Here is an 18,947-nt window from a genome sequence, read left to right on the forward strand (position 1 = left end):
GCGCCCGTACCATCTCATCGCGTACGGAAAATCGAAATCGCGGTGGTCAACCGCCGCGCCTGGTCTTCAAGCGACGCAGCCGCAGCCGCAGACTGCTCAACCAGCGCAGCATTCTGCTGCGTAACCTGATCCATCTGCGAAACGGCGATATTCACCTGATCGATGCCGGTGCTCTGCTCCGACGCAGCCGTCGCGATTTCGCCCATGATGGCGCTCACGCGCGCGATGGCATCGACGATTTCCTGCATCGTCGCGCCCGAACGCTCCACGAGCCCCGCGCCGGTTTGCACGCGCGCGGTCGAAGTCCCGATCAGCTCCTTGATCTCCTTGGCCGCCGCCGCGCTGCGCTGCGCGAGCGAACGCACCTCGCCCGCGACGACCGCGAAACCACGCCCTTCCTCGCCCGCGCGCGCCGCTTCCACGGCCGCGTTCAGTGCGAGGATGTTGGTCTGGAACGCGATGCCTTCGATCACGCCGACGATTTCGCCGATGCGCTGCGAGTCGCTGACGATGTTATGCATCGTGCCCACCACCTCGCGCGCGAGGTCGCCGCCCTGGCCCGCGAGCCCCGATGCGCCCTGCGCAAGCGAGCTGGCTTGCTGGACGTTGCCGGCGGTCTGCCGGACCGTCGACGTCAGTTGCTCGATGCTGGCCGCGGTCTCTTCGAGCGATGCGGCTTGCTGTTCGGTGCGTTGCGAAAGATCGGTGTTACCGGTCGCGATCTCGCTCACGCCCGTGTCGATCGACGCGACGCCATCACGCACCGTGCTGACCATCGTGATGAGCGCTTCCTGCATGCGCTGCAAGCCGCTCAGCAGCTTGCCCATCTCATTCTGGCTCGTCACGGCGATCGGCGTGGTGAGGTCGCCGCTCGCGATGCGGTGGAACTGCTCGACTGCGGTATCGACCGGATGAACGATCGCGCGCATCAACGCGATGCGCGCAAACCATGCGAGCACCAGCGCACCCACGAGGCCAACGCCAACCGCCACGCAAACCACGGTGAAGCGTGCGTGCGCGTCGTCAAAACGCCGCGCGCCGTTAGCCAGCTCGCGCTTTTCGACTGCGACCATCGCCTGGTCATAACCAGCGTAGAGCGGCGGCAGCTTGTGCGCCTGCAGCTCCGAAAAAGTTGCGCGGTCACCGGTTTTGAGCGCGGCGAGCGCCGGATCGATACCCTGATGCAGGAACGAATCGCGCTTGTCCAGCATGTCCTTCAGGAGGCGCTGGTCCTCGTCGTCGCCCGTCACGATGGACCGGAAGTGGTCGAGGCGGTCGTTCGAGGTCTTGAGATACTGGTCGAAGCGTCCGAGCACGGCGTTCGCGCCCGGCTGGTCGCCGGCGTCCAGGAGCGAGGCATACGTTGCGAGCGCGAGGCGCATACGCAGGAGCTGACCCGCGCTGCCCTCCAGATCGGCGACGGCCGGTTCGTCGATCGTGTACATGGCCTGCAGCGACAAATCGCTTTGCCGGATAGACAGAAGTCCCACTGCGGCGCCGATCACCAGCACAACGCCAATAAACGTGACCATCAAGGTAAGGCTTGTGCGAATCGACAGCTTGCTGAGCATTTAGATCTCCGGCGGGTCGCGCGCGGTTGACGCGCGCTTGACCACGGTTTCATCTGTTGGCGGGCGCGCGCGACGCCCGCGAATTACCGGACCCGTTTGTAGGTGTCCGTCTAGTGTCAACGGCAATGAGCGAAATAACTTTAGGCGCCATCGAATGCGACGGCATGTCGCATGCCTCGGCGCGTAGGCATCATCGGCGCTGGATTGACTCGGTACGGGTGGGCATCGGCTCGATCTGCCGGTGCAAGCTGAGCGGCTACGTCTGCGTGAACGGGATACGGAAAGGCAGGCCGGCGAGGCGGACGACCACAGGCACCGCCCACGCGAACTGGGCGCGTATTACCTTCGCGCGGCCTGGGAGAGTGGTTCGGGAAATTCGTGCCGAAGCGCAGTGGCCGTCAGCTGCCCGCGTGCAGATCGGGCAAGTCCGATCCGGTCAACCGGCTGTTCCAATGTGAAGCGCATCACGGCGTAATCGTCGCGGGCCACATCCGCGGCAGGGCAACCGTGGAATTACCCACCACCATTGATGAACCGCCATGGCGCTCACCGCTGCACTACCGGAAGCGGAAGCGGGCGCCATTAGCATCGCCTGCTACTTCTCTGCGGCAAACTCGAACACAGGCTCGCAACGAATGGGGAAGTTCAGCGAATTCGCCACGAAGCATTGCTCGTGGGCGGCATGGTGCAGCCGTTCGGCCAGATCGCGGTCGTCGCCGGTACGAATCGTGACGCGCGGACGCAAGATGATTTCCGTAAACCGCCCCGCGTCCGGGCCATCCTGCATGGTGCCTTCGGCCTCGTCGACATACGCCACGACGCGAATGCCCGCCTCGGCGCACAGGTGCAGATACCACAGCTTGTGACACGCCGATGCCGACGCCACCAGCAAGTCCTCCGGATTCCAGCGTGCCGCGTCGCCGCGAAACGCCGGGTCCGACGAACCCGGAATGTCCGGCTTGGCGCCGGCACGAATGACGTGATCGCGGCCGTAGTCGCGGTATCCCGATGTGCCGCTGCCCTTGTTGCCCGTCCACTCCACCGTGACGTGGTACTTGTGCTGACCGTGTGCCATCGACGATTCCCATGAAAACGACGTGTTGAACGCGGACGGCGGGCCTGCGACGCTTGACGGCATACCGGTCCGGTCTGGAGGCGTCATTGTGACGGACATTCTTCAAACCTGTCACGATCGCAATGTTCGGTGCACGCGTTCGACGCGAGTATCATCGAGCCCCACGATCGATCTCCCGAAGCCGAAACTCCTCATGAATTCTCCTGCCGATAGTTCCTCGCCGCGCCCGATCCGGGCGCTCACGCAGCTTGAAGCGCGCATCGTCGGCGTACTGATCGAGAAGCAGCATACGGTTCCGGATACGTACCCGCTTTCGCTGAACGCGCTGACGTCGGGCTGCAATCAGAAGACCGCGCGCACGCCGGTGATGAACGTCACCGAAACCGAGGTGCTTGGCGCAATCGAGAGCCTCAAACATCTGAGTCTCGTATTCGAGGGCAGCAGCAGCCGTGTCCCGCGCTTCGAGCACAACCTGAACCGGGTGCTCGGCATTCCGAGCCAGGCCGTTGCGCTGCTCACCGTGATCCTGCTGCGCGGCGCGCAGACCGCCGCGGAATTGCGGCTGAATTCCGCGCGACTGCATGGTTTCGCTGATGTTTCGTCGGTCGAGGCGTTCCTCAGCGAACTCGCCGGACGCGAACCGCCGCTCGTCGTGAAGCTGCCGCGCTCGCCGGGCGAGCGCGAAAATCGCTGGATGCATCTGTTGTGCGGCGAAGTGGATGTGAGCGTTGCAGCGGGCAATGCCGGGGAACGCGGTTACGAGAGCGCCCAGGATGGTGTTTCGCTTGCGCAATTCGAAACGCTGAAGAGCAAGCACGACCGTTTGAGTGATGAGGTGGTCCAGTTGCGCGCGCTGGTCGAGCGGATGGCGGCGGAGCTGGGGATTTCGCTTGATGGATCGTCGACGTCGGCCTGACGGTGGACGCCACGTCGTGCGGGCGAATGCGCTGCGCGTCACAGTTAGCCGCCGGCCTGACGGACCGGCGAGCGATGACCACTACCACGCGACGGGACTTCAGCCCGAACCATTTGGGTATCAAGCGGCCCCGCTAGCCCAACGTCACTGGGAAAGCGGAATTCCAGCGTGCGATCGCGCCCTGAATCGGCATGGCGTTTGCGGTTACACTTCTTCGATGGACAAATGCCGTTACTGCGGAAAAGTTCGTGACGAATGGGATTGTCACGGTCAGGCCTGCCGTACCGCCATCGCGCGGGCGTTGCAGCGCCATCGCAAGGGCCTGCCGATGCTCGCCAACGTGATCCGCAACGAAATTCCCGCGCACGCCAGCACCAGCGAGGTCATCACTGTGCTGTCGCGTCAGCGCATGCGCGCGCGGCGCGGTAACGAAGCACGCCGCGAACGCAAGGAACTCGAAGGCACTGACACCGACTGAGCCCGCCGCCGACACCGCGATTGCGGCGCGCCTCCCAGTCCCCCCTCTTACGCTGCCGCCTCGAGCGCTGCGGCAACAGCCTCGCCCACGGCCACCGTGTTTGCCGTTCCACCCATGTCGGGCGTGCGCGGCCCTTCGACCAGTACCTTTTCGATAGCACGCATGATCGCGTCGTGTGCCTGCGTACAGCGCGCGTCGCCGTTACCGAGGTAGTCCAGCATCATCGCGCCGGACCAGATCATCGCGACCGGATTGGCGATCTTCTTGCCGAAGATGTCGGGTGCGGAACCGTGCACCGGCTCGAACAGCGATGGGAATTTGCGCTCCGGATTCAGGTTCGCCGACGCCGCCAGGCCGATCGTGCCCGTGCACGCAGGACCGAGGTCGGAGAGGATGTCGCCGAACAGGTTCGAAGCCACGACCACATCGAAGCGGTCCGGCTGCAGGACGAAGCGCGCCGAAAGGATGTCGATGTGCTGCTTGTCCCACTTCACGTCCGGAAACTGTTCGCCCATCGCGGCAACGCGCTCGTCCCAGTACGGCATGCTGATCGAGATACCGTTCGACTTCGTCGCGGCCGTGAGCTTTTTGCGCTCACGCTTGTTTGCAAGGTCGAACGCGTACTTCAGGATGCGATCCACGCCGTGACGCGTGAACACCGACTCCTGCAACACGAACTCGCGGTCGGTGCCTTCGAACATCTTGCCGCCCACCGAGCTGTATTCGCCCTCGGTGTTCTCGCGCACGACGAGAAAATCGATGTCCCCGGGCTTGCGGTTCGCGAGCGGGCACGGCACGCCGGGCAACAGACGCACAGGACGCAGGTTCACGTACTGGTCGAACTCGCGGCGGAACCTCAGTAGCGAGCCCCACAGCGAGATGTGGTCGGGCACCTTGTCGGGCCAGCCCACCGCGCCGAAGTAGATCGCGTCGAAGTCCTTGAGCGTGGCGAACCAGTCGTCGGGCATCATCTTGCCGTGCTCGAGGTAGTAATCGCAGCTTGCCCAGTCGAAGTGCGTGAATTCGATCGACAGACCGAATTGCTTCGCCGCCGCCTGCACCACACGCACGCCCTCCGGCATCACCTCCTGACCAATGCCGTCACCTGCGATGGCCGCGACCCGGAATGTCTTGCTCATGTTTCGTTCCCCATTGTTTCCATTGCTGGCGCGGATCGGCATTGATCCGCGCTTCGTGAGCGCCAGCATGCCTGAAAATGCCGTGGAAACAAACTCCGCCGGCGTTGTGCCGTTCGGCACGAGGCGTGGGCAATCGGCTTGCGTCCATAACTTCCATGACGTCGACCCGGCTTTCGGCAATCGCGACCGATGCCGCCTAAACTGTGCACTCGGCGCGATGCCCGTGCGTCGCCCATAACCCGGTACCTTTCCATGTTTTCGCCCGCCAGCACGCTCCCGGCCGCCAAGGCCGATCTCTACGAAACACTCGCCGCCCAGGCGCGCGCCATGCTCGAAGGCGAGTCCAATATCGTCGCCAACGCGGCGAATTTCTCGTCGCTCGTATTCAACTCGCTCGAAGGGCTTAACTGGGCCGGCTTCTATTTCTTCGACGGCAAGGAGCTCGTCGTCGGCCCCTTCCAGGGCAAACCGGCCTGCGTGCGGATTGGAATCGGCAAAGGCGTATGCGGCACCGCTGCGCAGACGCGTGAAACGCAGGTGGTGCGTGACGTGCACGCGTTTGCTGGCCATATCGCGTGCGATTCGGCTTCGCAATCGGAGATCGTCGTGCCCCTCATCGCGCCCGATGGCGCGCTGATCGGCGTCTGGGACGTGGACAGCCCGCAACTCGCCCGCTTCGACGACGAAGACGCAAAGGGCATGGAAGCGCTGTGCCGCGTCTTCGTCGAATCGGGATGGAGCGGCGCCGCTCGCGGGAGCTAATGCTCACACAGCCGACGCGTGCAAGCGGCGCGACACGGAACGTCAACACGCCGTGAGCGATTTAAATGAATCGTCGCGTTACGACGATGCGAACCGCCGCAGTTGTTCCGCGAAGGTGCCAATCGCATCGGAAAGCGTGTCCTGGCTGCGACGCAAGATCCCAATCTGCTCGACACCCCTCGGTGCGGGAACGCTGACAAGCGCAAGCACGCCCGCGTCGAGATCGTCCTGCGCGACGCGCTGCGGCACGATCCATATCGCGTCGGACGTCCCCACCACGAGCCGCGCAACCGGCGACGACTGCGTCTCGACACACCCCTGCGGCAATACCAGCCCACGTGATTCGAAGAAGGCCTCCGTGTGATGGCGCGGCGCTGTGTCAACGCCCGCGATCACGAGCGGGTAATCGAGCACGTCTTCGAGCGATGGCCTGGCGCCTGGTTCGGCGAGCGGGTGACCGTCTCGCGCCACCATGGTTAGCGACTCGGTGTACAGATACTCGAACGAAATGCCCTTCATGGCCGACGGTTCAGCCATGCGCCCGACGACGAGATCGAGGTCGCCCGCCTTGAGCGCGCCGAGCAACTCGGTGTTCGAGGCCACCTGAATCCGGACGCCGACGCCCGGCATGAGCGCCTTCATGCTCACGATGGCTTTCGGCAGCACCGCCGTCTGCACGGTCGGCAGCGCGCCGACGCGAACTGAGAGCGACTGGTGCGCGTCCTCGCGCGCCAGCGCGGCGGCGGACGCATCGACAGCGCGCTGCACGTCGAGCGCATAACGCAGGAAATGTTCGCCGGCAGGCGTGAGCGCCGCGCCGTTGCGGCCCCGTTCGACGAGGCGCGCGCCCGCCCACTGTTCGAGCTCGGCGAGTGTCTTCGAGATCGCCGGCTGGCTCAGATGCAGACGCTCGGCAGCGCGCGCAAGCGTGCGCTCCTGCGCAATCGCGACGATGCAGTTCAGATGCCGCAGCCGCAGCCGATCCCTGACCTGGGCGCGCAGATCGTTCAGTTGCGCGTCATCGGTCGCACCCGGACGTTGACGGTTCGGCAATGAGGTCGGCTCCGGCTTTTCCATAACCTCACGTTATTGAATTTTCCAAAAGAAGTCAATTTACATGATCTTTCGTGAACATTAAATTAGCGCAAAACACATCGTTCAATCGCCCAAGGAGGAGACTCATGGCCACACTCGTTGGCGGCATCGCCGTTTCGCACACCCCCACGATTGGTTTCGCGCTCGATGCGCACAAGCAGAACGATCCGGCGTGGGCGCCGATCTTCGAGACCTTTGAGCCCGTCAAGCGCTGGCTGCGCGAGCAGAAACCCGACGCGATCGTCTACGTCTACAACGATCACGTGACGTCGTTCTTTTTCGACCACTACTCGGCGTTTGCTCTCGGCATCGGCGATGAGTATGGCGTAGCCGACGAAGGCGGCGGCGCGCGCGATCTGCCTGCAATCAAGGGCGACGCGCAACTCGCGCGCCACATCGGCATGAGCCTGTCCGCGGACGAATTCGATATGTCGTTCTTCCAGGACAAGCCGCTCGATCACGGCTTTTTCTCGCCGATTTCCGCGCTCATCGATCGCGACGAACAGGGCTGGCCGACGCGCGTCGTGCCGTTGCAGGTCGGCGTGCTGCAGTTTCCGATTCCAACCGCGCGCCGCTGCTACCGCATCGGTCAGGCGCTGCGCCGCGCAATCGAAAGTTATCCTGAAGATATTCGCGTGGTCGTGATGTCGACCGGCGGGCTCTCGCATCAAGTGCACGGCGAACGCGCGGGTTTCAACAATACCCCGTGGGACCATCAGTTCATGGACGCGCTCACGAACGACCCCGAAGCCCTTGCGCAGATGACGCATGCCGAATTCGCCGAACTGGGCGGACTCGAAGGCGCCGAGGTCATCATGTGGCTCATCATGCGCGGTGCGCTTGCGGGCAACGTGAAGAAGGTGCACAGCGGCTACTATCTGCCGTCGATGACGGGCATCGGTACGCTCGTGCTGGAAAATACCGCCGCGCCGCTGCCGGGCGCCGCGCACGAACGCCATCGCGCGCGTATGGCGGAGCAACTCGTCGGCGCGGAGAAGCTGAGCGGCACGTACCCGTTCGATCTCGCGGCGAGCGTCAAGGCGTATCGGCTGAACAAGTACCTGCACGCGATGATCGACGAGGGTCATCGACGTGCATTCCTGGAAGACCCCGAGCGTTCGTTCGAGGCGGCGGGTCTGACCGAAGAGGAAAAGGATCTTGTGCGGCGGCGCGACTGGCGCGGCCTCATCCACTACGGCGTGATCTTCTTCATGCTCGAGAAACTGGGCGCGGTGGTTGGCGTATCGAACCTCCACATCTACGCGGCGATGCGCGGCGAAACGCTTGAGGCGTTCTTGCAGACCCGCAAGACCAAAGCAATGTATTCGGTGGCGGGCAACACGCAGAAGACCGAGTCGTGGAGCAGTGAGCCTGCTGCGAAATAAGTTTGCGGATGTGCCGCGGTGCGATTGCACTTATTGCTCCTGGCACCGCGCGGCGAGCTACGCCATCGAGAACTGAAAATAAAAAAGCCGCGGTTGCTCAACCGCGGCTTTCGGTCTTGACCGGTTGACACGCGGGGCATGCGACGCCCGCGGTGCCCGGGCGAAGAAAATCACGCCTGCGAATCGGAACTACCGGCCTGCTGGGCGTTTTCGTCTTCCTTCTTCTCATCCTCTTTCTTTTCGACGACCTCTTCCAGCTTCTCCGCGCCTTCGTAGCCCGCGACGGCCGCGGCTGCCTTGGTCAGGAAGCCTGCGCCCGGATCCACCTTGTCCGTCGCTTCGACCGCGGCCACTGCACCTACAACCTCGCCCACCTTGTCCAGAATGCCCATACGACCCTCCAGTTCTCACCCGCCATCGCGTCGAAAAGCGCCTGCGCACGGACTGCACGCGAGCCGCCAGCCACTAGCCGCGCGCCTTTCTCGGGCACGCGTGTCGTTCCATTCTGTGCGCCCGAGTCCGACGGATCAATCTGATTCCGTTGCAATTGACAATTTTTAACGATTTCGACGATTCACAATTGCTGCAGCGCACCAAGCGCTAGACTACTCGCGATCGCGTTACCTCCATGTCTACTGTGGCATGGTTCAAGCCCGCCTCGCTGCGGGCTTTTTTCTTGTCCGAGCCGACGGGCAGTCCGCCTGCGCACTGGCATAATTCTTCCTTTCGGTTCACCTTTCGCCCGTCGTCGTCATGAGTCTGCATATCTGGTGGCTTTTTCTTGCCACCGTCTTCGTCGTATCCGCTATCCCCGGTCCCAACATGCTGCTCATCATGTCGCATGGCGCGCAGTACGGCCTGCGCCGCACCGGCGCCAGCATGGCCGGCTGCCTGTCCGCGCTCGTGCTGATGCTGTCGGTTTCTGCTGCGGGACTCGGCGTGTTCCTGCAGGCCTGGCCCGCCATGTTCAACGCGCTGCGCCTGATCGGCGCGGCTTACCTCGTCTATCTCGGCATCAAGGCGTGGACCGCACCTGTACCCCGCACCGATGCTCGTGAAGCTCAATCGCCTGCGGTGGCTCCCGTGCGACGCCCCGGCGCGCTCTTTCGCAATGGCTTCCTCGTGGCGAGCAGCAACCCGAAGGCGATCCTGTTCGCCGCCGCGCTGCTGCCGCAATTCATCGATGCGAGCCGGCCCACGCTGCCGCAGTTCGGCATCCTCGTCGCGACATTCGCCGTCATCGAGGTGAGCTGGTATCTCGTCTACGCGGGATTCGGCACCCGCATCGGCGCGACACTCAAGAGCCGCCGCGTCGCGAAAGCGTTCAATCGGCTGACCGGCGGTGTATTCGTCGGTTTCGGGGCGGTGATGGCGCTCATGCGCCAGTAGTGCCAGTAGTAAGGTAAGCGCCGCACGCGCGGCGCTTGCGTCTTCGGCGATCGCGCATGGGAAACCCGGCCCCGCGCTTAAAATCACGCTCATCGATCGTCGTTGTCCCCAACCATGAAGCTCCACCAGAGCGCCATCTTCACGGCACTGCTCGCCGCTGCCCTGTTCGGCGCAACGACCCCTCTTGCGAAAGCCCTGCTCGGAACGCTGCCGCCCTTCATGGTGGCGGGCCTCTTTTATCTTGGCAGCGGCGTCGGCCTCGCCGTCGCCATCGCAGTGCGGCATGCGCTCCGCAAGGCAAACGAACCCCATGCGGAACACCCGCTACAGATCGCTGAACTGCCCTGGCTCTTCGGCGCAATCGCTGCCGGCGGCATAGCGGGACCCGCACTGCTGATGCTCGGCCTGAGCACCGCTCCCGCGGCCACCAGTTCGCTGCTGCTCAACCTCGAAGGCGTGTTCACTGCGTTGATCGCATGGCTGTGCTTTCGCGAGAACGTCGATACACAGATCTTCCTCGGCATGGTCGCAATCGTCGCCGGCGGCGTACTGCTTTCGTGGCCAGCGTCGCATGCGGGCGTGGCGCCCGGCGAGCTGCTCGTAGCCGCTGCGTGCCTGTGCTGGGCCATCGACAACAACCTCACCCGCAAGGTCTCCACTAACGACGCGATGGTCATCGCGTGCCTGAAGGGGCTCGTTGCGGGCTCGGTGAATCTCGCCATTGCTTTCGTGCTCGGTGCGCACTGGCCCGATGCAGGCAGGATGGGCGGTGCCATGGCCGTGGGCTTCGCGGGCTATGGCGTGAGTCTCGTGCTCTTCGTGGTGGCGTTGCGCCATCTCGGAACGGCGCGAACGGGGGCCTATTTTTCAGTCGCGCCGCTATTCGGCGTAACGCTTTCATTTCTGCTTTGGCCTGAACGCCCGACGGTAACGTTCTGGGTCGCAGGTGCGCTGATGGGCTTCGGCGCGTGGCTGCACGTCCGCGAGCGGCACGAGCACGAACACACGCACGAACCGCTCGACCACACGCACAGTCACCGCCACGACGAGCACCATCAGCACGAGCACGACTTCGACTGGGACGGCACCGAGCCGCATACGCACCCGCATCACCACGCGCCCATCACCCACCGTCACGCGCATTTCCCGGACGTGCATCACCGGCATTCGCACTGAATCGCTCGATCGCTTCTGGCCGCGCGCTCGCATAGCGCGCCGGTTGCGTCGGCACGGCCGCGATTTTTCGGGTATCCGGATTCAGCGGTTGACGTTCGCCATCCATGCTGCATCGCGATAATCGTGCGTCCTGTGCGTCTGCGGAACATGCGGTGCATACCTACCCGAAGCCGACCTTCGGGTTTCTCGCAAACGGCCGTTCTGACCTGCCTGATTTCTTCGGACCGGTTCAATCTTGGAGAACGGCCTCGGTTGCTTCAGTTGAACAATACCGCTGCTTAAACTCGTTGGGCGTCAGGTAGTCCAGCGCCGAATGCGGCCGAATCGCATTGTAATGACGCCGCCACTGCTCAATCACGACTTTGGCTTCGACCCGTGAGCGGAACCATTCCAGGCTCAGACATTCGTCACGGAACTTGCCGTTGAAGCTCTCGTCTGCACCGTTCTGCCACGGCTTGCCGGGATCACTGAGCGCCATGTCCATTCCGTTCTGTGCGGCCCACTTCAAGATGGCGCGGGACACAAACTCTGGGCCGTTGTCCGAGCGCAGGTAACGCGGTGTGCCATGCAGGCTGATCAATTGCGACAGCACTTCGATTACCCGCCCTGAGCGAATCGACCCGGCAACATCGATGGTCAGACATTCGCGCGTGTATTCATCGATCACCGTCAGGCACTTCAACTGCTGACCGTTGGCGCATCCATCGAACACAAAGTCGTAAGCCCAGACGTGTCGTGCTGCCGTGGCTGGTGTCGGCCAGGGACGACGAACCGACACACGCCGACGCGGACGCTTGCGTGGCACCTGCAATCCGGCGAGCCGCCACAGTCGCCATGCTCGGTCGGCGCTCATCGGGTAGCCCTGCCGTTCCAGAAAAATCTGGATGCGACGGTAGCCGTAGCGCGGGTATTGCGCCGATAGCACGCACATGGCCGCCGTCACGGGCGCATCCCGCTCAGCCAGCTTCGACTGGTAATGCAGCGCTGATCTTGCCACCAGCATCAGCGCGCACGCTCGTCGCTCCGACAGGCCCCGTGCCCTCGCATAGGCAACCTGCTGGCGTCGTGCGCACGCGCTCACCACTTTTTTGCGTTGATCTCCTTCATCACGTCCAGTTCGAGATCGCGTTCGGCCAGCATCTTCTTAAGCCGGGCATTCTCCTGCTCCAGCTGCTTCAGGCGCTTGACGTCCGCCGCATCCATGCCGCCAAAGTGCTGGCGCCAGTTGTAGATCGTCTGGTCGCTTACCCTGTATTTCTTCGATACCTCCGCGACCGACGTTTTGTCCGCCTCGCGCAGCATCGTGACCATCTGCTCTTCCGTGAACCGGCTCTTTTTCATGACTTCCTTCTCTCGGTTGGAAGCCATTCTCTCAAGTTTCAACTGGTCCGAAAATCGCCGGGCAGGTCACGCAATCGAAACGCTTCTGCTCGAGTCTGCTTTGAACAACTGCCTCCGCAGTCTCGCCAAAGTCGGTTAAACACATCTGCACGCTGTACCCAAGTCGAGTCAATTCGTCTTCAGAAGACTTGAGACCGGCCAGCACCTTCGGTGCGTCCATGCCCGGCGCGTAGCCCGGCTGTGAGAAATCCATCAGCGCTGGATCCAGGCCGATCACAAGGACACTCCTGGCGTCTGTCATGACTACCTCCATTGGATTCGCGCCATGGGACATAGTCCAGGCGCCCGACAATGCTCCCTCGTAAGTGGGTGCAATTTGGTGCTCTATCACACATATTCAAAGTGTTCGCGAATCGCCACCAACGGATGCTCTCGCGCATGCTCCGGCGGCTACATCTGGAGCGACCGCGCAAGATTGTGAACAATCCGGAGCCTCGTATTGACCGTCCGTTTCTGGCCGCTCTACGCCAGCGGGTTCAACGAGCGCTCTACGTGGCGACTGCTGCACCGCCTAAGCAGGAACCAACCGCTGAATCCGAATACCCGATCTTTCCCAAGCCCCGCCCCCCCGATAACGCGCACAATGCGCGTTATCCATTCGAAGCCCGTTCCACGAAGGAGAAGCCGCAATGACTTCGATCTACCGCGAACTCGCCCTGGACACCGACGCCGCCCACGTGTGGCATGCGCTACGCGACCCCGCGAACATCGCGCACACTTTTGCGGGCGTGGTCACCGACTGCACGCTCAACGGCGATCTACGCACTGTCACGTTTGCGAACGGGAATGTGATTGAAGAACGCATCGTCGCGATCGACGAGGCGCGAATGCTTATCGCCTACACGATCCTGAACAGGTTCGAGCATCACCACGCGACGATGCAGATCGTGCCGGAAGGCTCCGGCCGCTGCCGCTTCAAATGGCAAACCGATTTCCTGCCCGACACGCGGCGCGAAGTAGTGGAACCGCTGATGGACGCGGGATGCGCCGCGTTTGCGCGTAACGTCGCGAGCTGAACGAGCGTCAGCGCTGGAGCTCGCCCTGGCCCGCCGCAGTCGCTACTGCCGGTGACGGTGCCGCCGCTGGGGCCGCTTTCGGCGCTTCAATGCCCCAGTCGCCGTACTCCAGCCAGTCGTCGCCGAGCATTTCGATAGGATGCGGCGTGCGGCCGCTGCCGTTTCCGCAACTGAGCGCATCAGCCGCGCAATAACGGTCGCAGCCCCAGCAAATGCGTTCGGGATGCTTGGGATGAATGGGAAAGACGCGGGCCATGGCGATTGGGAATCTGGCGTGTCGGCAATTAAATCAATATAGACTTCACAACTGCACACGACAGTGACCCAACGCCGCAACTGGCTCGCGCGGCCATGTCACTACAAAACGAGATAAAAAGAAGCGATATCGATGCTCATTGGCGCGACGCGTGACGATGATTTGCCCACGCGAGGCGCGCTGGACCGTTAGTTGCGTTAATACCGTCAGCTAGTGCGGATTGCACGTTCTCTCGCTGGATCGCCAGGCGCGCCCCTTCTGCGAGTCCATAACAAAGGAGAAGCCGCATGCCGATCCGTCTCGCCAGCCTGTTCGCGGCACTCGCACTCGCGGGGTGTGCTTCGTGGTCACCCACTGCAACGACGCCAACATCGCAAGACACGACCTTCGAACAAGGCACACCGAGGCGCGCCGCGCGACCGGTGAAGGTGATGATCGTCACGATGTTCGGTCCCGAAGCGAAGACGTGGCTCGAACGCCTCGGCCCCTGGGACCGTATCGCAGTGGCGGGCCTCTCGCCCGATTATCCGGACGTGCACTGCAACCGTGACGGCGTCTGCGTGATGACCACCGGGATGGGTCACACGAACGCCGCCGCCTCGGCCATGGCGCTGGCATTCGCACCGCAATTCGATCTGCGTCGGGCGTACTTTCTTATAGCGGGCATCGCGGGCGTCAACCCCGAGCAAGGGACGCTCGGCTCGACGGCATGGTCGGACTATCTGGTCGACTTCGGTCTGCAATGGGAGATCGACGGCGACGGTCGACCGGCCGGCTGGCGCACTGGCTATCTGGGCATCAACACAAAGGACCCGACGCAAACACCAGCGCTCGACTACCACACTGAAGTCTTCCGGCTCAATCCGCGGCTGACCGATGCCGCCTGGATGCTCTCGCATGACATCGCGCTCGCGGACACGCCCGGGATGCAGGCAGCACGCGCGAAGTATCGTGATGCGCCGGCGAACCGTCCGCCCATGGTGATCCGCTGCGACTCGGTCTCCGACGACACGTGGTGGTCCGGCAATGCGCTCGGCGCGCGGGCGAGCGACTGGACGCGCGAACTCACCGGCAACAAGGGCGTCTACTGCATGACGCAGCAGGAAGACAACGCAACCTTCGAGGCGCTCAAGCGAGCCGCGGCCACCGGGCGCGTCGATCTCGACCGCGTGGCGGTACTGCGGGCAGGCTCGGACTTCGACCGTCCGTATCGAGGCGAATCGAACGCCGACAACCTGCTCGGCTATGCAGGCCAGGGCGGCTTCGCGCCTGCACTCGAAAACCTGTTTCGCGCGGGCAACCCTGTCGTGCAGACCATCGTCACTCACTGGAGCGACTGGCGTGACGGTGTGCCCGCACGCTGAAGTCGCCGCGCGCGCACATCGAGCCCGTCTGATCCGGGTCGATCCTGCTTGACAACGGAGCCCACATCGCGACGTAAACGAACGACCGTTCTGCTCCGGTGGTGATCGTACCCCTTATATAAGACTTGTCCAACATCGTCCTGGCACGACGTTGCCCCACCCCCACGGCGCAACGTACGGACACTCGGCACCCTGATTTCCATCAGATCCTGTAAAAAACTGCGATATGGCATTTTGCAATATGAAATTTCGCGGGACTTTGGCCCCATCGCGTCGTAAAATCAGGCAAAATCCCCGTGTTTACGCCGACTGTGCGCAGCCGGTGGTGTTCCAACCCCGTTTTTGAACCCCCGCCAAGAAGCCGATGAGTACTCAGCAACCCACCATCATCTACACCCTGACCGATGAAGCGCCGCTGCTCGCCACCAGCGCGTTCCTGCCGATCATCCGCACCTTCGCTGCGCCTGCCGGCGTGAACGTCGAGACCAGCGATATTTCCGTGGCGGGCCGTATTCTCGGCGAGTTCCCGGAATTCCTGACCGAAGCGCAGCGCGTGCCTGACAACCTAGCCGAGCTGGGCCGTCTGACGCAGTCGCCGGACACCAACATCATCAAGCTGCCGAACATCAGCGCATCGGTGCCGCAACTCGTCGCCGCGATCAAGGAACTCCAGGGCAAGGGCTACAAGATCCCCGACTTCCCGGAAGATCCGAAGAACGACGAAGAAAAGACCATCCAGAAGCGCTACTCGAAGTGCCTCGGCAGCGCGGTGAACCCGGTCCTGCGCGAAGGCAACTCGGACCGCCGTGCGCCGGCCGCCGTCAAGAACTACGCGAAGAAGCATCCGCACAGCATGGGCGAGTGGAGCATGGCTTCGCGCACCCACGTCGCGCACATGAAGCAGGGCGACTTCTATCACGGCGAAAAGTCGATCACGAACGACAAGGCTCGCGAAGTCCGCATGGAACTCGTCACGAAGAGCGGCGAAACCATCGTGCTGAAGCCGAAGGTCGCGCTGCAGGCCGGCGAGATCGTCGACAGCATGTTCATGAGCAAGAAGCACCTGATCGCGTTCTACGAAGATCAGATGGAAGACGCGCGCAAGACCGGTGTCATGCTCTCGCTGCACGTGAAGGCGACCATGATGAAGGTTTCGCACCCCATCGTGTTCGGCCACGCGGTCAAGGTGTTCTACAAAGACGCGTTCGAGAAGCACGCAAAGCTGTTCGAAGAGATCGGCGTGAACGTCAACAACGGCATGGTCGATCTGTACACGAAGATCGAGACGCTGCCGGAATCGAAGCGCGAAGAAATCATCCGCGACCTGCACGCATGCCACGAGCACCGTCCGTCGCTCGCGATGGTCGATTCGGCCAAGGGCATCTCGAACCTGCACGCGCCGAACGACGTGATCGTCGACGCATCGATGCCCGCGATGATCCGCGCCGGCGGCAAGATGTGGGGCGCCGACGGCCGTCCGGCCGACACGAAGTGCCTGATTCCGGAAAGCACGTTCGCGCGCATCTACCAGGAAATCATCAACTTCTGCAAGACCAACGGCGCGTTCGATCCGAAGACGATGGGCACGGTGCCGAACGTCGGCCTGATGGCGCAGAAGGCTGAAGAGTACGGTTCGCACGACAAGACGTACGAAATTCCGCAGGACGGCACGGCACGCATCGTCGACAACGCCACGGGCGAAGTCCTCGAAGCGCTGACGCAGCAAGTGGAAGAAGGCGACATCTGGCGTATGTGCCTCGTGAAGGACGCGCCGATCCGCGACTGGGTCAAGCTCACCGTCAATCGCGTGAAGAACTCGGGCACGCCGGCCGTGTTCTGGCTCGACCCGTATCGTCCGCACGAAAACGAACTGATCAAGAAGGTCGAAACGTACCTGAAGGATTACGACCTGACCGGCCTCGACATCCAGATCATGTCGCAAGTCCGCGCGATGCGTTACACGCTCGAGCGCGTGATCCGCGGCCTCGACACGATCTCGGTGACCGGCAACATCCTGCGCGACTACCTGACCGACCTGTTCCCGATCATGGAACTCGGCACGAGCGCGAAGATGCTGTCGATCGTTCCGCTGATGGCCGGTGGCGGCATGTACGAAACGGGCGCAGGCGGTTCGGCGCCGAAGCACGTCCAGCAACTGGTGCAGGAAAACCACCTGCGCTGGGACTCGCTCGGCGAATTCCTCGCGCTGGCCGTGTCGCTCGAAGACCTCGGGATCAAGACGGACAACGCGAAGGCGAAGCTGCTCGCGAAGACGCTCGACGCTGCTACGGGCAAGCTGCTCGACAACAGCAAGGGCCCGTCGCCGAAGACCGGCGAGCTGGACAACCGCGGCAGCCAGTTCTACCTGGCGATGTACTGGGCGCAAGAGCTGGCCGCGCAGAAGGACGACGCGGCACTGGCTGCCCACTTCGCGCCGCTCGCGAAGACGCTGACCGACAACGAAGCGGCAATCGTCGCGGAACTGTCGGCCGTGCAGGGCAAGGCAGCCGATATCGGCGGCTACTACATGCCGGACGTCGCGAAGCTTTCCGCCGTTATGCGTCCGAGCAAGACGCTCAACGCGGCGCTTGAAGCGGCTGCAAAGTAAGTGACAAGCGAGGCAGGGAACGCGTAAGCGGGTCTTGCCTCGTCACGATGTCCTGAACGCCCTTGCGGTTTCTTACCGCAAGGGCGTTTTTCTTTTAGCGCGTGAGATGCATGAGGTGCATCAGGTGCGTGCCGTCTCGTTCTCGTAGACGACGTAGATTTTCTCGCACGGCTCCACGACTTCCCAGGTGCCCTTGAACCCCGCGGGAATCACAAACCGGTCGCCTTCGCGAAGCACCTTCTCCTTGCCCGCTTCATCGCGGATCACCGAAACGCCTTTAAGGATTTCGCAGTATTCCATTTCGGTGTAGTTCACGCGCCAGTGCCCGGGCGTGCTCGCCCAGACACCGGTGCTGAACTGTCCGCACGGACTCGTAAAGCCCTGCGTGAGCGTCTGCACCGGATCGCCTGATATCAGCTTTTCCGGCGCCACGCGGTACTCGAATCGCTCGCCCTGGTCCACACCGATATCGACGATGCCCGAAATGCCTGCCATGTCTCGCTCCCCTCGTGTCGCAATCTGCGGTCGTTGAAAGCTGCAAGTATTGCAGCGTTCGGGCAGTGGCCAATATTACCGAGGGAAGAACCTGGGCACGTCGAAGCGCTTCGCTCACTGTCGCTTTGTGCCGCGCGCTGGGTATCTCCGACACGCAACGTCATCGACGCAATTGCATCGCTTTCCAATAAATAAGGAATGCGAATATAACGGGCAGAATCACGACTGCGCGGAATGCAACTGCTTAAGGTTCTCTTCATGTTCAACCGCCAGAATTGCTCCAGCGTCGCGCTCCGTCTCGTTCCCGCAGATTCAGACAGAAAGACATTTGCAGGCTGCAGGAACACATACCGAAAGATTCGCCGATCGCTTGTCCTGGCGCAACGCATTGGAGCGGACCTCAAAATGAAGCCGTCGACCATCGAACTCTGGCGCGCGCACTTGTTTGTCGCTTCGCTCGCAGCCGCCTTGATCCAGATCGCCGTCTTCTTTGCAATCCTCGTCTGGCGCATCCCGCAGGACGTCTTCACTTCATCGCAGTTCCGGCTCGGCGTCGTCGCGCTTGTCGCGTGCTCCGTGATCGCCGTCCGCCGGCTCGCGCATAGCGCGTTTCACAGCGCGCTTGCCAGCCGGCACGTCCGCTTCGTCGGCGGTCAGCAGCGCACGGTGGCGCTTTCACCACACTGCCCGCGGCGATTTCTCGTCCTCCTGCGTGTCCGCGTCAATCGGCAGAGTCTCGATCCGGCGCTATACTGAAACGGCTGCGCGAAACCGGTCGCTGTAGGCTTGGTAACGCCATCCCACCGGTCATACCAGCGGTC

General features: G+C 62.7%; 19 protein-coding genes. 10 read left to right on the forward strand and 9 right to left on the reverse strand.

The annotated features are described in order from the left end of the window. Positions 1–14: 14 nt before the first annotated feature. On the reverse strand, positions 15–1,571 hold the full coding sequence (locus tag L0U80_RS24730; protein ID WP_233872000.1) for a methyl-accepting chemotaxis protein: 1,557 nt from the start codon (positions 1,569–1,571) through the stop codon (positions 15–17). 595 nt (positions 1,572–2,166) lie between these two features. Then, entirely contained in the window at positions 2,167–2,646 is a 480-nt protein-coding gene (locus L0U80_RS24735) for an OsmC family protein (RefSeq protein ID WP_233873804.1), read from the reverse strand. Between the two features lie 193 nt (positions 2,647–2,839). On the opposite strand from L0U80_RS24735, the gene L0U80_RS24740 reads away from it, so the two are divergent. Both L0U80_RS24740 and L0U80_RS24745 read left to right on the forward strand, forming a co-directional pair. Further along, complete coding sequence (locus L0U80_RS24740) at positions 2,840–3,562, forward strand: YceH family protein (RefSeq protein WP_233872030.1); 723 nt, start codon at positions 2,840–2,842, stop codon at positions 3,560–3,562. A 217-nt stretch (positions 3,563–3,779) separates the two neighbouring features. Further along, positions 3,780–4,040 carry a hypothetical protein gene (locus L0U80_RS24745; RefSeq protein WP_124153391.1) on the forward strand — a complete coding sequence of 87 codons (261 nt, stop codon included), beginning with the start codon at positions 3,780–3,782 and terminating at the stop codon, positions 4,038–4,040. A 47-nt stretch (positions 4,041–4,087) separates the two neighbouring features. Here the strand turns inward: L0U80_RS24745 and L0U80_RS24750 are convergent, their stop codons facing one another. Beyond that, the gene (locus L0U80_RS24750; RefSeq protein ID WP_233872033.1) at positions 4,088–5,179 is read right to left on the reverse strand and encodes a tartrate dehydrogenase; all 1,092 of its coding nucleotides are present in this window, start codon (positions 5,177–5,179) and stop codon (positions 4,088–4,090) included. A gap of 252 nt (positions 5,180–5,431) precedes the next feature. Here L0U80_RS24750 and msrC point away from each other — a divergent pair, with 252 nt between their 5' ends. Next, positions 5,432–5,941: a free L-methionine (R)-S-oxide reductase MsrC gene (msrC, locus tag L0U80_RS24755; protein ID WP_233872036.1), complete on the forward strand. Its 510-nt coding sequence runs from the start codon at positions 5,432–5,434 to the stop codon at positions 5,939–5,941. Positions 5,942–6,019: 78 nt separating this feature from the next. Here msrC and L0U80_RS24760 read toward each other — a convergent pair whose 3' ends face one another. Continuing rightward, entirely contained in the window at positions 6,020–6,994 is a 975-nt protein-coding gene (locus L0U80_RS24760; RefSeq protein ID WP_233872039.1) for a LysR substrate-binding domain-containing protein, read from the reverse strand. A 128-nt stretch (positions 6,995–7,122) separates the two neighbouring features. Between L0U80_RS24760 and L0U80_RS24765 the strand changes: the two genes are divergently transcribed. Beyond that, positions 7,123–8,421 (forward strand): gallate dioxygenase, encoded by a 1,299-nt coding sequence (locus tag L0U80_RS24765; RefSeq protein WP_233872043.1) that lies wholly within the window; start codon positions 7,123–7,125, stop codon positions 8,419–8,421. A 170-nt stretch (positions 8,422–8,591) separates the two neighbouring features. Here L0U80_RS24765 and L0U80_RS24770 read toward each other — a convergent pair whose 3' ends face one another. After that, positions 8,592–8,813, reverse strand: a complete 222-nt coding sequence (locus tag L0U80_RS24770; protein ID WP_233872046.1) for a hypothetical protein — start codon at positions 8,811–8,813, stop codon at positions 8,592–8,594. Between the two features lie 361 nt (positions 8,814–9,174). On the opposite strand from L0U80_RS24770, the gene L0U80_RS24775 reads away from it, so the two are divergent. Then, positions 9,175–9,810, forward strand: coding sequence for a LysE family translocator (locus tag L0U80_RS24775; RefSeq protein ID WP_233872049.1), 636 nt, complete (start codon positions 9,175–9,177; stop codon positions 9,808–9,810). 114 nt (positions 9,811–9,924) lie between these two features. After that, positions 9,925–10,986, forward strand: a complete 1,062-nt coding sequence (locus tag L0U80_RS24780) for a DMT family transporter (protein WP_233872052.1) — start codon at positions 9,925–9,927, stop codon at positions 10,984–10,986. A gap of 229 nt (positions 10,987–11,215) precedes the next feature. Here L0U80_RS24780 and L0U80_RS24785 read toward each other — a convergent pair. Next, a protein-coding gene (locus tag L0U80_RS24785) for an IS3 family transposase (RefSeq protein ID WP_233864055.1) occupies positions 11,216–12,327 on the reverse strand; the annotation gives its coding sequence in 2 pieces (ribosomal slippage) (positions 11,216–12,078 and positions 12,078–12,327; 1,113 coding nt in all). A gap of 31 nt (positions 12,328–12,358) precedes the next feature. Beyond that, positions 12,359–12,628 carry a hypothetical protein gene (locus L0U80_RS24790; RefSeq protein ID WP_233872055.1) on the reverse strand — a complete coding sequence of 90 codons (270 nt, stop codon included), beginning with the start codon at positions 12,626–12,628 and terminating at the stop codon, positions 12,359–12,361. A 388-nt stretch (positions 12,629–13,016) separates the two neighbouring features. Here L0U80_RS24790 and L0U80_RS24795 point away from each other — a divergent pair, with 388 nt between their 5' ends. Continuing rightward, positions 13,017–13,403 carry an SRPBCC family protein gene (locus tag L0U80_RS24795; protein ID WP_233872058.1) on the forward strand — a complete coding sequence of 129 codons (387 nt, stop codon included), beginning with the start codon at positions 13,017–13,019 and terminating at the stop codon, positions 13,401–13,403. Between the two features lie 7 nt (positions 13,404–13,410). On the opposite strand, the gene L0U80_RS24800 is transcribed toward L0U80_RS24795, so the two are convergent. Beyond that, positions 13,411–13,659 (reverse strand): DUF3079 domain-containing protein, encoded by a 249-nt coding sequence (locus tag L0U80_RS24800; RefSeq protein WP_233872061.1) that lies wholly within the window; start codon positions 13,657–13,659, stop codon positions 13,411–13,413. 287 nt (positions 13,660–13,946) lie between these two features. Between L0U80_RS24800 and L0U80_RS24805 the strand changes: the two genes are divergently transcribed. Both L0U80_RS24805 and L0U80_RS24810 read left to right on the forward strand, forming a co-directional pair. Continuing rightward, a complete protein-coding gene (locus L0U80_RS24805) occupies positions 13,947–15,023 on the forward strand; it encodes a purine-nucleoside phosphorylase (RefSeq protein WP_233872064.1) in 1,077 nt (358 codons plus the stop codon). Between the two features lie 364 nt (positions 15,024–15,387). Beyond that, positions 15,388–17,631: an NADP-dependent isocitrate dehydrogenase gene (locus L0U80_RS24810; RefSeq protein ID WP_233872067.1), complete on the forward strand. Its 2,244-nt coding sequence runs from the start codon at positions 15,388–15,390 to the stop codon at positions 17,629–17,631. Between the two features lie 120 nt (positions 17,632–17,751). Here the strand turns inward: L0U80_RS24810 and L0U80_RS24815 are convergent, their stop codons facing one another. Then, positions 17,752–18,126: a cupin domain-containing protein gene (locus L0U80_RS24815; protein WP_233872070.1), complete on the reverse strand. Its 375-nt coding sequence runs from the start codon at positions 18,124–18,126 to the stop codon at positions 17,752–17,754. A gap of 405 nt (positions 18,127–18,531) precedes the next feature. Here L0U80_RS24815 and L0U80_RS24820 point away from each other — a divergent pair, with 405 nt between their 5' ends. Next, on the forward strand, positions 18,532–18,882 hold the full coding sequence (locus tag L0U80_RS24820) for a hypothetical protein (RefSeq protein ID WP_233872073.1): 351 nt from the start codon (positions 18,532–18,534) through the stop codon (positions 18,880–18,882). Positions 18,883–18,947: the final 65 nt, after the last annotated feature.

This window comes from Paraburkholderia adhaesiva, from assembly GCF_021390575.1.
GTDB classification, from domain to species: domain Bacteria; phylum Pseudomonadota; class Gammaproteobacteria; order Burkholderiales; family Burkholderiaceae; genus Paraburkholderia; species Paraburkholderia adhaesiva.